Raw genomic sequence first — 13,166 nt, 5'->3', positions numbered from 1 at the left:
CGCCATGGGGTTGAAGTCACTGATGTGGATACTGTGGCCGTCGTTCCTGGCGGCAGCGGTGGGCAGCGCGGTGGTGTTTGCCTTGATCGACCCGCTGGATGTGGCGGTGATGGGATACGTGCCGTCGGGTCGGGTGGGGTTCTATACGGTGTCGTTCTTTTTGCTTTGGGCGATGGCGGGAGCGTCCAGCGCGTTGACGGCGTATTTGATGCCTCGGGTGGAAGAGGACGAGGATCTGTAGGGGGGCGTGGTGGGCGGCTTCGTCGGTTGCCAAGGCGCACAGACGAAATCACCGCGCTACGCCGCCCCGTGCAGCAATTGCACGAAGTGCGTGGCCGCCGTGCTCAAGGGCCGGTCCTTGGGAACAATGCTGCCAAATGCCGTCAGCGATTGCTGAATCTGATACGGAATGATCGCCAGCAGGCCATGGCGCGCGTAGCGGCTGGCGACGGATTCGGGGATGACGCCGAGCATGTCGGATTTGATGGCCAGGTTCGTGGTGGTCAGGATCGAGGCGGACTCGATCAAGCCTTTGGGCAGGGTGGCGTTGTGGCTGCGAAATTCCTGTTCCATCACGTCGCGCATGGGGCTGCCGTGCGGTTGCAGAATCCAGGGGTAGGCCTGCAGGGCGTCGAAGGTCACGCGTTTGCGGCGGGCCAGCGGGTGGTCGGTGGCGGCGATGACGCACAGGGCTTCGTCGCCGATGGGGCGAAAGACGTAGTGGCGGTCCGATAGCGTCAGCATCCGCCCGATGACGACGTCGAGCTTGCCTTCGTTCAGGCGCTGGATCAGCAGGTCGCTGGTGCCGGTGGAGATTTCCACGGCCAGCAGGGGGTAGGTCTGTTTCAGGCGCAGCAGGGCGTCGGTCAGGTGGCCGGGCGAGGCGGCCATGATGCTGCCGATGAACAGCTTGCCGGCGCTGCCCAGGCGCAATTCTTCCAGTTCGCGGGCCAGGGACGACAGCGTGCCCCGCATGCCGCGAAAGTAACCCATCACGCAATCACCGGCGGCCGTCAGGGCCAGGCCGCGGCCGACGCGTTCGAACAGCGGTTGGCCGATAGCCAGTTCCAGCTCGTGCAGCATCTTGCTGGCGGCGGACTGGGTCATGTTGAGCTGGGCGGCGGCGGCGCGCAGGGTGCCGCGTTCTTCAATGGCCAGCAGCAGCACGATCTGCCGCATGCGCAAGCGGGCCAGCAGGGCGGGGACGTTGGGAACGCGTTCCATGATTGATCGCCTGGGGTGAACGGTTGGTGCAAAAGTTTCATTTTACGGAAACAGCGCTTGTTTCTAAGATGCACCCATAACAAAGCCCGTCACGGGCGATAAACCCCCAAGGAGACAACCATGAAAATTCGGCTATGTGCCGCCCTGGCGGCGGGCGTCTTGTGCCTGTCCGCTGCAATGCCCACCCCTGCCCAAAACGCGGATTGGCCGACGCGGCCGCTGCGTTTGCTGGTGGGCTCTGCGCCTGGCGGCGGCACCGATGCGATGGCCCGTGCAGTGGCGGACAAGCTGGGGCCGATGCTCAAGCAGACGGTGGTGGTCGAGAACAAGCCGGGCGCATCCAATACGCTGGCGGCGGACCTGGCCGCCAAGTCCGCCGACAACCACACGATGGTGATGGGCGTGTCGACGGCGCACGCGATTGCGCCGCATCTGCTCAAGCTGGGCTACGACAACGACCGCGACCTGACGCCGGTGGTGTTCGTGGGCGCGGTGCCCAACATCCTGGTGGTGAACAACGCGGTGCCGGCGCAGTCGGTGCAGGAACTGATCGCGCTGCTCAAGCGCAAGCCGGGCGAATACAACTTCGCCAGCAGCGGTTCGGGCAGCACGCAGCACATCGCCGCGGAACTGTTCAAGGACGCGACGGGCGTGCAGATGACGCACATTCCGTATCGCGGCAGCGGCCCTGCCATGGTGGACCTGATGGGCGGCCAGGTGCAGATTGCGTTCGAAACGGCGTCGTCGGTGATTCCGCACGTCAAGAGCGGCAAGGTGCGCGCGCTGGCGGTGCTGAGCGCCAAGCGCAATCCGCAGTTGCCGGACGTGCCGACGATGGCCGAGGCGGGTGTGCCCGGCGTCGAAATGAGCGCCTGGTACGGCATCTACATGCCCAGCGCGACGCCCGCCGCCGTGCAGCAGCGGGTGCACGACGCCGTCAACCGCATCCTGGCGTTGCCCGACACGCAGGCCCGCCTGCAGGCGATCGGCGCCGATATCAACCCGATGAGTCAGGCGCAGTTCGCGCAGTTCCACCAGGCCGAGAACCAGCGCTACGCCGGCATCATCAAGAAGAACCATATTTCCGTGGAATGAGCCGCAGCATGAATCCCGATATCAAACCCGTCATCGCCCTGACGCTGGGCGACCCCGCCGGCATCGGCCCCGAACTGATTGCGCGCCTGTTGGCGCGGCCCGAGGCGACGCAGCAGGCCAACATCGTGCTGGTGGGCGACGAATGGCTGTGGCGCGAAGGCCAGCGCGTGGCGGGCGTGCAGGTGGCCACGCAGGCGGTGGACAGCATCGAGGCGGTGCGCGCGCGGCCGGACACCGCCGCGCCCGCCTGGCTGGCGATGGACACGGTGCGCCAGCAGGACGTGACGGTCGGCCAGGCCCAGGCGGCCGGCGGGGCATCGGTGCTGCGCGTGCTGAACGCCTGCATGGACGCGGCGCGCGATGGCCACATCGACGCCATCTGCTTTGCGCCGCTGAACAAATTTGCGATGAAGCAGGGCGGCCTGCGCCACGATGACGAGCTGCACCACTTTGCGCAGTACCTGGGCGTGACGGGGTACTTCTGCGAATTCAATACCCTGGGCGATCTGTGGACGTCGCGTGTGTCCTCGCACATTCCGCTCAAGGATGCGGCAGCGGCCCTGAGCATCGACGGCATCAAGGCCGCGACCCGGTTGATCTATCAATCGCTGCGGGCCAATGGCGTGGCCGAGCCACGCGTGGCGGTGGCGGCGTTCAACCCGCATGGCGGCGATGGCGGCACGTGCGGGCGCGAAGAGGTGGACATCATTGCGCCCGCGGTGCGCCAGCTTAACGAGGAAGGGCTGCCGGTGCAGGGGCCGTTTCCGGCGGACACGATCTTCCTGAAGGCGCAGGCCGGGCAGTTCCAGGCCATTGTCACGATGTACCACGACCAGGGCCAGATCGCGATCAAGCTGCTGGGCTTCTCGCGCGGGGTGACGGTGCAGGGCGGCTTGCCCATTCCGATCACCACGCCGGCCCACGGCACGGCCTATGACATCGCGGGCCAGGGACGCGCCCATGTCGACGCCACCTGGCAGGCGTTCTGCATTGCCTGCCGCATGGGCCTGTCGCATCGCGCCACGCGCGCCGCCGCGGCCTGAATCCGACCTTCGTTTCCCGTTTCCCGACTCGTTCGACCCTTTACGCAGGAACCCCACATGAAGATCAAATCCGTCCGCGCACGCGTCTACGAATGGACCGGCAAGACCGTGCCGCCGCAAGGCAACTTCTGCTCCAACGCCATGGATCTGCTGTACTCGCCGCAGGAAACCATGAGCACCTTCCGCTTTCATGGCTGGACGGTGGTCGAGATCGAAACGGACGACGGTATCGTCGGACTGGGCAACGTGGCGCTGGCGCCGCGCATTGCCAAGGCCATCATCGATCAGTACCTGGCACCGCTGGTGGTGGGCCACGACCCCTGGGACTACGAATACCTGTGGCAGCGCATGTACCGCGCCACCCACGCCTGGGGCCGCAAGGGCGTGACGATGGCGGCGATCTCGGGCGTGGACCTGGCCATCTGGGACGTCCTGGGCAAGTCCGTGAACAAGCCGGTCTTCAAGCTGCTGGGCGGACGCACCAAGGAGAAAATCCCGGTCTATTACTCCAAGCTGTACCGCGGCGACCTGAAGGCGATGCAGGAAGAGGCGCAGACTTACCTGGACCAGGGCTTCAAGGCTTTCAAGATGCGCTTTGGCTATGGCCCGGCGCACTTGCAGCACGGCGTGTCCGAGAACCTGAAATCGGTCGAAGCGGTGCGCGAGGTGATCGGCTACGACACCGACCTGATGCTGGAATGCTATATGGGCTGGAACCTCGAATACGCCAAGCGCATGCTGCCCAAGCTGGAAAAGTTCGAGCCGCGCTGGCTGGAAGAACCGGTGATCGCCGATGACATCGATGGCTACGCCGAACTGAACCAGCTGACGTCCATTCCGATCTCGGGCGGCGAACACGAGTTTTCGTTGTACGGCTTCAAGCAGCTGCTGGACCGCAAGGCCGTGTCGGTGGTGCAGTACGACACCAACCGGGTGGGTGGCATCACCGCGGCGCACAAGATCAACGCGCTGTGCGAGGCCTACAGCGTGCCGGTGATTCCGCACGCCGGCCAGATGCACAACTACCACCTGACGATGAGCACGCTGGCCTCGCCCATGAGCGAGTATTTCCCCATGTTCGATGTGGAAGTGGGCAATGAATTGTTCTACTACCTCTTCGACGGCGAGCCGGTGGCCCGCGAAGGCTTCATCGACCTGGACGACAACAAGCCGGGCCTGGGCTTGACGCTCAAGACCGACTACCTGAAAGACTTCAACATCATCGAGTGAACGCCATGACGACGACAATGACGGCGGCTTCGATACCCGCAACCGCAGGCCGGGCGCCGCGCTATCGCGGCATCTTCCCGGTGGTGCCCACCATCTTCACCGAATCCGGCGAACTGGACCTGCCCGGCCAGAAACGCGCGGTGGACTTCATGATCGATTCGGGCGTGGATGGCCTGTGCATCCTGGCCAACTTTTCCGAGCAGTTCTCGCTGTCGGATGACGAGCGCGAGACGCTGACGCGCACGCTGCTGGAGCATGTGGCCGGGCGCGTGCCGGTCATCGTGACGACCACGCACTACGGCACCCGCGTCTGCGCGGCGCGCAGCCGTCGCGCGCAGGAACAGGGCGCGGCCATGGTGATGATCATGCCGCCGTATCACGGCGCCACGATCCGCGTGTCCGACGAGCAGGTGGTGGGATTCTTCCAGCAGGTGTCGGACGCGCTGGACATTCCCATCATGATCCAGGATGCGCCGGTCAGCGGCACGCCGTTGCCGGCGGCGCTGCTGGCGCGCATGGCGCGCGAGATCGAGCAGGTGTCGTACTTCAAGATCGAAACCGCCGGCGCGGCCAGCAAGCTGAGCGACCTGATCGCGCTGGGCGGCGCGGCGGTGGAAGGGCCATGGGACGGCGAAGAGGCCATCACGCTGCTGCCCGATCTGGATGCGGGCGCGACGGGCTCGATGACCGGCGGCGGCTTTGCCGACGGCATTCGCCCGATCATCCAGGCCCACCGCGATGGCCGCGCCGACGAGGCTTACCGCCTGTACGAGCGCTGGCTGCCGTTGATCAATTACGAAAATCGCCAGGGCGGCATCCTGACCGCCAAGGCGTTGATGCACGCCGGGGGCATCATCGCCTGCGACGCGCCGCGCCATCCGTTTGCGGCCATGCGGCCGCAAGTGCGGCAGGGCCTGCTGGACGTGGCGCGGCGGCTGGACCCGCTGGTGCTGCGCTGGGGGCGCTAGGGCGCCTGGCCAGCGCCTGCGCCCGCCTCGGGACTACGGCACCAGCGACAGGCCGATGCGGAATTGCGATTCGTTGCGTTGGTTGTAGCCCAGCAGCGTTTCGCCGTAGCCGTTGAAGTATTGCAGGTGCAGGTAGCCGTTCATGTTCAGCCAGGTGCGCTGCAGCGGCCAGGCGAAATCCAGCTGGGTGGTGCGGCGGCGCTGGTCGCCCTGGCGGTACATGGCCGATACCACCGCGCCATTGTCCTGCGCCCAGCGCAGGTTCCAGTCGACGCGGCCGGCGTAGTCGGCGTAGTCCCTGTTCTCGCTGGCCACGCCGAAGTAGGCCTTGACCTTGGGCGCGAACGTCAGCGTGCTGCCGCCGTCGAAGCGGTAGTTGAACTGGGGCTGCAGGTAGGCGTCGTTGACCGAACGCGAATCGTCACCGGCCTTGCCGTTGGAGTTGTGTTCGACGCCGGTGTTCAGCCCCAGGCGCCAGGCCTGGTTTTCCGACTGCCACATGTTGTCCGACAGCCAGAACAGGCTGGGGTTGAAGGTGGTGTCGATGAAGGGCATGGAATCGCCCTGCAGGTCCCATAGCGAGGTCTGGGTGTAGCCCAGGTAGAAGTTCTCGCCCCAGGTGGCCGGGCGGTTGCCCGACGGGCTGAACAACCGGTACTTGGCGCTGATCTGGAAGCGCGCGGTGGTCTGGCCGCGGGTGCCGATGTCGAAGTACACCGGCTTGTATTCCGAGATCGCGCTGCGGAAATGGTCGAACGCCGATTGCTGGTAGTTCGAGACGGCAACGGTGTCTGGCGCCGGGCCGCCTTCGGGCGATGCGCCGGCCGCGGCCACGACGGCCGGCGGCACGGGCTGGCCGGTGCGCGCGTCGACCACGGGGCCGGGGGCGGGCGTGCTGGCCAGGGTGCCGCTGTCGCGGCCGGTGGCGTCCAGCGCCATCATGGCCGGCTGGCCTTCGATGGCAATGGCCTGCAGGCCGCGGGCGGTGGCGGGCACGACCGCGCTCCACGACATGCGCGCGAAATTGTTGACCGGCACGCTGTAGTTGGCCTTGCCGCCTTGCAGCCTGGCCAGGCTGCGCACGATCTGGCCGTCCTGGCTGCGCCATTGCAGCACCAGTTCAGGCGGCGCCTCCCAGGTGGCGCGCGCGTTGCCTTCATTGAAATACACCGCTTCGATGGTGACGGTGTCGCCGGGCGCAGCGGACGGCCGGTCCAGGCGGTACGACACGCCGGCGACGGCGGTGCCGGCCAGACCCAGCGCCAGGGCGGCAGTCAGGATGCGCAGGGAAGGGGCGAAGCGTCGGCGTGTCGTCATGGGAGGCGGGTTCGATTTGTGACGAAGAAATGTAGCATCGACCCGGGCAACATTTTGTAAGTCAGGCTAATCGTATGTAGGAGGTGCAACATAACCCACGTCAAAAGGCCCCGTGGCATTGTCGACAATGACAATGCCACGGGGCCTGGCCCCTTGCGTGCGGGCTTACTCGCCGAACTTGATGCCCTGGGCCAGCGGCAGGTTGCGCGAGTAGTTGATGGTGTTGGTGGCGCGGCGCATGTAGTTGCGCCAGGCGTCCGAGCCCGACTCGCGGCCGCCGCCGGTTTCCTTTTCACCGCCGAATGCGCCGCCGATCTCGGCGCCCGACGTGCCGATGTTGACGTTGGCGATGCCGCAGTCCGACCCCGATGCCGACAGGAAGGTCTCGGCTTCGCGCAGGTCGTTGGTGAAGATGGCCGACGACAGGCCCTGCGGCACGCCGTTCTGCAGCGCCAGCGCCTGGTTGAAGTCGGTGTAGCGCATCACGTACAGGATGGGGGCGAAGGTCTCGTGGCAGACCACGTCGGTCTGGCCCGGCATTTCGGCGATGGCGGGGCGCACGTACCAGGCGTCCGGGTACTGGTCGGCCAGCACGCGTTCGCCGCCCGTGACCTTGCCGCCCTGTTCGGCCGCGGCCTTGAGCGAGGCCTGCATGGCGTCGAACGAGGCCTGGTCGATCAGCGGACCCACCAGGTTCTTGCCGTCCAGCGGGTTGCCGATAGGTGCGCTGGCGTACGCCTTGTGCAGGCGTTGCAAGAGATCATTGGCGACGCTTTCGTGCACGATCAGGCGGCGGGTGGTGGTGCAGCGCTGGCCGGCGGTGCCGATGGCGCCGAACACGATGCCGCGGGCGGCCATGTCCAGGTCGGCGGTGGGGCCGACGATGATGGCGTTGTTGCCGCCCAGTTCCAGCAGCACGCGGCCAAAGCGCTGCGCCACGCGCGGACCGACCTGGCGGCCCATGCGGGTCGAGCCGGTGGCCGACACCAGCGCCACGGCGTGCGAGTCGACCAGCGCTTCGCCGACCTCGCGGCCGCCGATCAGTACTTCCGACAGGCCGGCGGGTGCGTCGCCGAAGCGTTGCGCGGCCTGGGCGAACAAGGCCTGGCAGGCCAGCGCCGTCAGGGGCGTCTTTTCAGACGGCTTCCAGACCACGGCATTGCCGCAGACCAGCGCCAGCGCGGCGTTCCACGACCACACGGCCACGGGGAAGTTGAAGGCGCTGATGACGCCCACCACGCCCAGCGGATGCCAGGTTTCCATCATGCGGTGGCCGGGGCGTTCGGACGCGATGGTCAGGCCATAGAGCTGGCGTGACAGGCCGACGGCGAAGTCGCAGATGTCGATCATTTCCTGGACCTCGCCTTCGCCTTCGGCCAGGATCTTGCCGGCTTCCAGGCTGACCAGCTGGCCCAGTTCGCGCTTGTGCTGGCGCAGCGTCTCGCCCAGCAGGCGCAGCAGCTCCCCCCGACGCGGCGCCGGCACGTCGCGCCAGGCCAGGCTGGCCTGGCGGGCGCGGGTGATGGCCGCGTGCGCCTGCGCCACGGTGTGCTCGTGCACCCGGGCCAGTTCGGCGCCGTCGATCGGGCTGCGGGCGACCAGCGTGCCGCCGGTCAGGGTGTCAGGGTTCAAGCCGAGCGCGCGCAGGATGTCTTGGGGAGTGTCCATACCGGTTCCTTGGAGATTGCCTGCGAAGGAATGCCTTCGCTTAAGGGTTATGCCTAAGTGGCGATTCTGGAAATAAATTTACTATACGAAACTCCAGCGCGAAATGCGAAACCTTTTTTGAAGGCGATGCTCGTGTCAGAACCTTTGCTGCAAGTGCAGGGGGTCACCAAGACCTACCAGCGCGACGGCCAGCCGGACCACCTGGCGCTGGCGGGCATCGATTGCCAGCTGAACCGCGGCGAAGTGCTGGTGGTGGTGGGGCCGTCGGGCTCGGGCAAGAGCACGTTCCTGCGCACCCTGAACGGGCTGGAACGCATCGACAGCGGCACCATCCGGGTCGACGGCGTGTCGCTGACCGACCCGGCCACCGACGTCAACCGCTGGCGCACCAACGTGGGCATGGTGTTCCAGCACTTCAACCTGTTCCAGCACCGCACCGCGCTGGACAACGTGGCGCTGCCGCAGCGCGTGGTGCGCGGCCGCGACCGCGCGCAGGCCGAAGGCTATGCCCGTGAATTGCTCGACCGCGTCGGCATGGGCGAATACGGCGCCCGCTACCCCAGCCAGTTGTCCGGCGGCCAGCAGCAGCGCGTGGCGATCGCCCGTGCCCTGGCCATGGACCCCAAGCTGATGCTGTTCGACGAGGCCACCTCGGCGCTCGACCCCGAGACCGTCGGCGGCATTCTCGAACTGATGCGGGCGCTGGCGCGCGACGGCATGACCATGGCCGTCGTCACCCACGAAATGGGCTTTGCCCGCGACGTGGGTGACCGCGCCCTGTTCATGGACGCCGGCCGCATCATCGAATCCGGCACCCCCAACGACGTTTTCTGCCACCCCAAAGAACCGCGTACCCGCGCCTTCCTGGAAAAGATCCTGTAGTTCCCGCAGCACGCATCAAGCAGTACGCAGCACAGGCAGCAACCAGGCCCCGGCAGCGCTTCTGGCGCGGGCGCCTGGTGGTATCCAGGGCCGGCCCGGCCTCTCCGGGCGCCGCCGGCATCAGGCATTTGCCCGGAACGACACACGTCCATTCTTATCTTGAAGGGGAAGCAAATGCTGAAAATCAAACAATGGCTGGGAGCCGCGGGCCTTGCCGTGGCGGCCGCTTCGGTGGCGCTGCCCGCGCAGGCCGACGAGCTGGGAGACATCATCAAGCGCGGCGAACTGCGGGTGGCGGTGCAGACCTCGGGGCCGCTCATGAGCTTCATGGACAAGAGCGGCAAGCGCACCGGCCTGGCCGTGGAAGTGGCCCAGCGCATGGCCGATGACCTGGGCGTGAAGCTGGTGCTGCAAGACTACGAATGGAAGGGCCTGATTCCGGCACTGCTGTCGGGCAAGGCCGACATGGTGGCCGCCGACATGACGCCCACGCCGCAGCGCGCGGCCCAGGTGCTGTTCTCGGCGCCCATGTTCTACGCCGACACCGTCGCCGTGGTGCCCAAGGATTCGCCCTACAAGTCGTACAGCGAGCTGGACAAGGCCGGCGTGACCGTGGGCGTGCTGGGTGCCAGCACCTACGCCGAAGTCGGCAAGAAGATGCTGCCCAAGGCCACGCTCAAGGAATTCTCGGGCGGCAGCGCCCCGGTCGGCCAGGCCCTGTCCAGCGGCCGTCTCGATGCCGGCATCATGTCGCTGTCCACCGCCAATCAGTTCCTGGTCGACTTCGGCAACCTGCGGGTGCTGGACGGCATCATGGTGCGCGAGCCGCTGGCCTTCGCCGTGGGACCCAACGCCTTTCGCCTGAAGTTCTGGCTCGACAACTGGCAGACGCTCAAGACCGCCGACAACACGCTGCCCGAGCAGGTCAAGTACTGGTATTCGACCGACTGGAAGAAAGAGCACTGATCCGCATCCGCCGACAGGCGGCCGCCGCGCCGGGCCTGCGGGCCTGGCGCCAGGTTCTCCCCGAGTTGACAGGCTATCGCTCATGGATTGGTTGATCGACTACTACAACTGGCGCATCGTCAGCCAGTACACGGGCCAGTTCGCCACGGGCCTGGCCAACACCCTGATCGCGGCGGGCGCCAGCCTGGTGCTGTCGGTGCTGGCCGGCATTCCGCTGGCGCTGGCGCACATGTCGCCGCGCGCCGCGGTCTGGCGGCCGGTGGCCGGCTATGTGCAGTTCATCCGCTCGACCCCGCTGCTGGTGCAGATCTACCTGGTGTATTACGCCGTGCCCATGCTGATCCCCGGCGCCAAGGGCTGGAGCGAAATGGTGCTGGGCATTCTCGCCATGACGCTGCACCATGCCGCCTACATGAGCGAAATCATCCGCGTCGGCATCGAGTCCGTGCCACGCGGCCAGATCGAAGGGGCCAAGGCCTGCGGCATGAACTATCGCCAGCGGCTGCGCTACGTGGTGCTGCCGCAGGCCTTCGTCAACACGCTGCCGCCGCTGCTGGGGCAGACGGCCGTGCTCATCAAGGACACCTCGCTCCTGTCGCTGATCACCGTGTTCGAACTGGTGGCCGCGGGCGTGCAGATGAACAGCGACCGCATCGTGCCCAACGAAAGTTTCCTCACCATCGCTGCCGGCTATCTGCTGATCTACGGCGTGATGCTGCTGTTGTCGCGGGGCGTGAGCCTCTGGCTGGCGGGTCCCGCCTGGAACGCGAGGTAAGCATGCTGGATTCCTACCTGTCCACCGCCGGCGTCGTCCTGCCGTTCCTGCTCAAGGGCTTCTGGGAGACGCTGAAGATCTCGTTCGTGGCGATCATCGCCGGCTCGCTGCTGGGTTTCGTCATCGGCGTGATTCGCAGCTACCGCATCCGCGGCGTGCACCAGGTGCTGGGGCTGTACATCCACGTGCTGCGCGGCACGCCGTTCCTGGTGCAGCTCTATATCTTCTATTTCGTGCTGCCCAGTTCCGGCATCGAACTGCTGCATTGGGATTCCGGCACGGCGGCCTTCGTGTCGCTGTCGGTCTACACCTCGTGCTACGTGGCCGAGATCGTCATGGGCGCCATCCAGTCGGTGCCGCGCGGCCAGACCGAAGGCGCCATGACGCTGGGCCTGCGCCCCTTGCAGATCCTGCGGCTGGTGGTGCTGCCGCAGGCCATGCGCCTGATCGTGCAGCCCATGAGTGGCGTCTACGTGATGCTGATCAAAAGCACCGCCATCCTGTCGGTCGTCGGCATCACCGAACTGACCCGCCAGGGCGAAGTGTTCATCATCACCTTTCCGGCGAAATCGCTGTTCATCTACGGCATGATCGCCGCCATCTATTTCATCTACTGCTACCCGCTGCTGCGCCTGGCCAACTGGCTGGAAAAACGCCTGACCGGCGGGCTGCAGGGCGCCGGACTGCATTGACCCCAGACCATGGCCACCGAGTACATCGACACCTACTACAAGCGCACGCTGGGCGATGCGCAGACCTACTATGCGCCGTTGGCCGGCGCGGCCGACGCCGACATCTGCGTGGTGGGCGGCGGGCTGGCCGGCCTGTCCACGGCGCTGGAACTGGCGCGTCGCGGCCGCGGCGTGACACTGCTGGAGGGCCGCCGCATCGCCTGGGGGGCCTCGGGCCGCAACGGCGGCTCGGTCTCGCCGGCGTTCTCGGCCGGTGCCGACGCCATCCGCAAGCATGTCGACGAAGATCACTACCGCCAGCTGTACCGGCTGTCCATGGAAGGCGTCGAGATCATCCGCAACAACATTCGCGACCTGCACATCACCGACGCCCACAAGGTCGACGGCAGGTTGCGCGTGGTGCGCTACGAGGCCACCGACGCGTTGCGGCGCTACTGCGAAGACCAGTGGCGCGACTTCGGCCGCGACGTGCGCCTGTTGTCGCGCGCCGAGGTGCGCGAACGGCTGGTGTCCGATGCCTATTTCCAGGGCATCGAAGATCCGGCGTCGTTTCACTTCCATCCGCTGAACTACGCGCGCGCCCTGGCCCGCGAATGCGTGCGGCTGGGCGTGACGATCCATGAAGATTCGCCCGTGACCCAGGCCCGGCTCGACGGCGCGGTCAAGCAACTGGACACCGCCGCCGGCCAGGTGAATGCGCGCACCGTGGTGCTGGCCACCGGCGGCTACACCGGCGATGCCGTGCCGGCGCTGCGCCGGGCCATGCTGCCGATTGCCACGTACATCATGCTGACCGAGCCCCTGGGCGACCGGGTGCACGAGGCCATCCGTACCCCGGCCGCCATCGGCGACGACCGCCGTGCCGGCAACTATTACCGCGTGCTCGATGGCGGGCGCATCGGCTGGGGCAGTAGAATCACCACCCGTGTCGATGATCCGCCCGATCTGGCCGAGTCCCTGCGCCGCGAACTGCTCTCCGTCTACCCCCAATTGCAGGGGCTGCGGGTCGAGACCGCGTGGTCCGGGCGCATGGCCTACGCGCGGCATCTGATGCCGCAGATCGGCAAGCTGGCCCCCGAGGTCTGGTATTGCACGGCCTTCGGCGGACACGGCATGAACACCACCTCCATCGGCGGGCGGGTCGTGGCCGAGGGGATCACCGGCGACAGCCAGCGCTACCAGCTGTTCGCCCCGTTCGGGCTGGCCTGGAACGGCGGCGCCTTCGGCACGGCGGCGGTGCAACTCACATATTGGTCTTACCAGGCGCGCGATTGGTGGCGGGAGCGGCAGTCGCGTGCATGACAGG

The 13,166-nt window shown here is 66.6% G+C and carries 13 protein-coding genes; 10 read left to right on the top strand and 3 right to left on the bottom strand.

Going from position 1 to position 13,166, the window contains the following annotated elements; all coding sequences use genetic code 11:
• Positions 1–4 precede the first annotated feature (4 nt).
• Entirely contained in the window at positions 5–241 is a 237-nt protein-coding gene (locus ACUDP5_RS21615) for a hypothetical protein (RefSeq protein WP_025137817.1), read from the top strand.
• A 56-nt stretch (positions 242–297) separates the two neighbouring features.
• Here ACUDP5_RS21615 and ACUDP5_RS21610 read toward each other — a convergent pair whose 3' ends face one another.
• Complete coding sequence (locus ACUDP5_RS21610; RefSeq protein ID WP_445657164.1) at positions 298–1,224, bottom strand: LysR family transcriptional regulator; 927 nt, start codon at positions 1,222–1,224, stop codon at positions 298–300.
• Between the two features lie 120 nt (positions 1,225–1,344).
• Between ACUDP5_RS21610 and ACUDP5_RS21605 the strand changes: the two genes are divergently transcribed.
• The 4 genes from ACUDP5_RS21605 to ACUDP5_RS21590 are packed head-to-tail and all read left to right on the top strand — an operon-like array spanning position 1,345 to position 5,560.
• Positions 1,345–2,319, top strand: a complete 975-nt coding sequence (locus ACUDP5_RS21605; protein WP_445657163.1) for a Bug family tripartite tricarboxylate transporter substrate binding protein — start codon at positions 1,345–1,347, stop codon at positions 2,317–2,319.
• Positions 2,320–2,327: 8 nt separating this feature from the next.
• Positions 2,328–3,362, top strand: a complete 1,035-nt coding sequence (locus ACUDP5_RS21600) for a 4-hydroxythreonine-4-phosphate dehydrogenase PdxA (RefSeq protein WP_445657162.1) — start codon at positions 2,328–2,330, stop codon at positions 3,360–3,362.
• A gap of 57 nt (positions 3,363–3,419) precedes the next feature.
• Positions 3,420–4,592, top strand: a complete 1,173-nt coding sequence (locus tag ACUDP5_RS21595; protein ID WP_445657161.1) for an L-rhamnonate dehydratase — start codon at positions 3,420–3,422, stop codon at positions 4,590–4,592.
• 5 nt (positions 4,593–4,597) lie between these two features.
• Positions 4,598–5,560: a dihydrodipicolinate synthase family protein gene (locus ACUDP5_RS21590; RefSeq protein ID WP_445657160.1), complete on the top strand. Its 963-nt coding sequence runs from the start codon at positions 4,598–4,600 to the stop codon at positions 5,558–5,560.
• A gap of 33 nt (positions 5,561–5,593) precedes the next feature.
• Here ACUDP5_RS21590 and ACUDP5_RS21585 read toward each other — a convergent pair whose 3' ends face one another.
• Positions 5,594–6,877 (bottom strand): phospholipase A, encoded by a 1,284-nt coding sequence (locus tag ACUDP5_RS21585; protein ID WP_445657159.1) that lies wholly within the window; start codon positions 6,875–6,877, stop codon positions 5,594–5,596.
• A gap of 165 nt (positions 6,878–7,042) precedes the next feature.
• Complete coding sequence (gene amaB, locus ACUDP5_RS21580; protein WP_445657158.1) at positions 7,043–8,545, bottom strand: L-piperidine-6-carboxylate dehydrogenase; 1,503 nt, start codon at positions 8,543–8,545, stop codon at positions 7,043–7,045.
• A gap of 126 nt (positions 8,546–8,671) precedes the next feature.
• Between amaB and ACUDP5_RS21575 the strand changes: the two genes are divergently transcribed.
• From ACUDP5_RS21575 to ACUDP5_RS21555, 5 genes are all read left to right on the top strand, one after another.
• Positions 8,672–9,427, top strand: a complete 756-nt coding sequence (locus ACUDP5_RS21575) for an amino acid ABC transporter ATP-binding protein (protein ID WP_445657157.1) — start codon at positions 8,672–8,674, stop codon at positions 9,425–9,427.
• Positions 9,428–9,601: 174 nt separating this feature from the next.
• Complete coding sequence (locus ACUDP5_RS21570) at positions 9,602–10,393, top strand: ABC transporter substrate-binding protein (protein WP_025137807.1); 792 nt, start codon at positions 9,602–9,604, stop codon at positions 10,391–10,393.
• An 82-nt stretch (positions 10,394–10,475) separates the two neighbouring features.
• Positions 10,476–11,168 (top strand): amino acid ABC transporter permease, encoded by a 693-nt coding sequence (locus tag ACUDP5_RS21565; protein WP_263912289.1) that lies wholly within the window; start codon positions 10,476–10,478, stop codon positions 11,166–11,168.
• A gap of 2 nt (positions 11,169–11,170) precedes the next feature.
• On the top strand, positions 11,171–11,860 hold the full coding sequence (locus ACUDP5_RS21560; protein ID WP_263912288.1) for an amino acid ABC transporter permease: 690 nt from the start codon (positions 11,171–11,173) through the stop codon (positions 11,858–11,860).
• 9 nt (positions 11,861–11,869) lie between these two features.
• Complete coding sequence (locus ACUDP5_RS21555) at positions 11,870–13,162, top strand: NAD(P)/FAD-dependent oxidoreductase (RefSeq protein ID WP_445657156.1); 1,293 nt, start codon at positions 11,870–11,872, stop codon at positions 13,160–13,162.
• Positions 13,163–13,166: the final 4 nt, after the last annotated feature.

The sequence above is a fragment of the Achromobacter sp. NCFB-sbj8-Ac1-l genome (genome assembly GCF_052695805.1).
The sequence above is the reverse complement of the archived record's forward strand: the minus strand, read 5'-3'. Positions and strand labels throughout refer to the sequence as shown.

Bases quoted from the DNA above. Each gene is read 5' to 3' on its own strand.
- ACUDP5_RS21615 (WP_025137817.1), top strand. From the start codon at position 5: ATGGGGTTGAAGTCACTGATGTGGATACTGTGGCCGTCGTTCCTGGCG.
- ACUDP5_RS21610 (WP_445657164.1), bottom strand. From the start codon at position 1,224: ATGGAACGCGTTCCCAACGTCCCCGCCCTGCTGGCCCGCTTGCGCATG.
- ACUDP5_RS21605 (WP_445657163.1), top strand. From the start codon at position 1,345: ATGAAAATTCGGCTATGTGCCGCCCTGGCGGCGGGCGTCTTGTGCCTG.
- ACUDP5_RS21600 (WP_445657162.1), top strand. From the start codon at position 2,328: ATGAATCCCGATATCAAACCCGTCATCGCCCTGACGCTGGGCGACCCC.
- ACUDP5_RS21595 (WP_445657161.1), top strand. From the start codon at position 3,420: ATGAAGATCAAATCCGTCCGCGCACGCGTCTACGAATGGACCGGCAAG.
- ACUDP5_RS21590 (WP_445657160.1), top strand. From the start codon at position 4,598: ATGACGACGACAATGACGGCGGCTTCGATACCCGCAACCGCAGGCCGG.
- ACUDP5_RS21585 (WP_445657159.1), bottom strand. From the start codon at position 6,877: ATGACGACACGCCGACGCTTCGCCCCTTCCCTGCGCATCCTGACTGCC.
- amaB (WP_445657158.1), bottom strand. From the start codon at position 8,545: ATGGACACTCCCCAAGACATCCTGCGCGCGCTCGGCTTGAACCCTGAC.
- ACUDP5_RS21575 (WP_445657157.1), top strand. From the start codon at position 8,672: ATGCTCGTGTCAGAACCTTTGCTGCAAGTGCAGGGGGTCACCAAGACC.
- ACUDP5_RS21570 (WP_025137807.1), top strand. From the start codon at position 9,602: ATGCTGAAAATCAAACAATGGCTGGGAGCCGCGGGCCTTGCCGTGGCG.
- ACUDP5_RS21565 (WP_263912289.1), top strand. From the start codon at position 10,476: ATGGATTGGTTGATCGACTACTACAACTGGCGCATCGTCAGCCAGTAC.
- ACUDP5_RS21560 (WP_263912288.1), top strand. From the start codon at position 11,171: ATGCTGGATTCCTACCTGTCCACCGCCGGCGTCGTCCTGCCGTTCCTG.
- ACUDP5_RS21555 (WP_445657156.1), top strand. From the start codon at position 11,870: ATGGCCACCGAGTACATCGACACCTACTACAAGCGCACGCTGGGCGAT.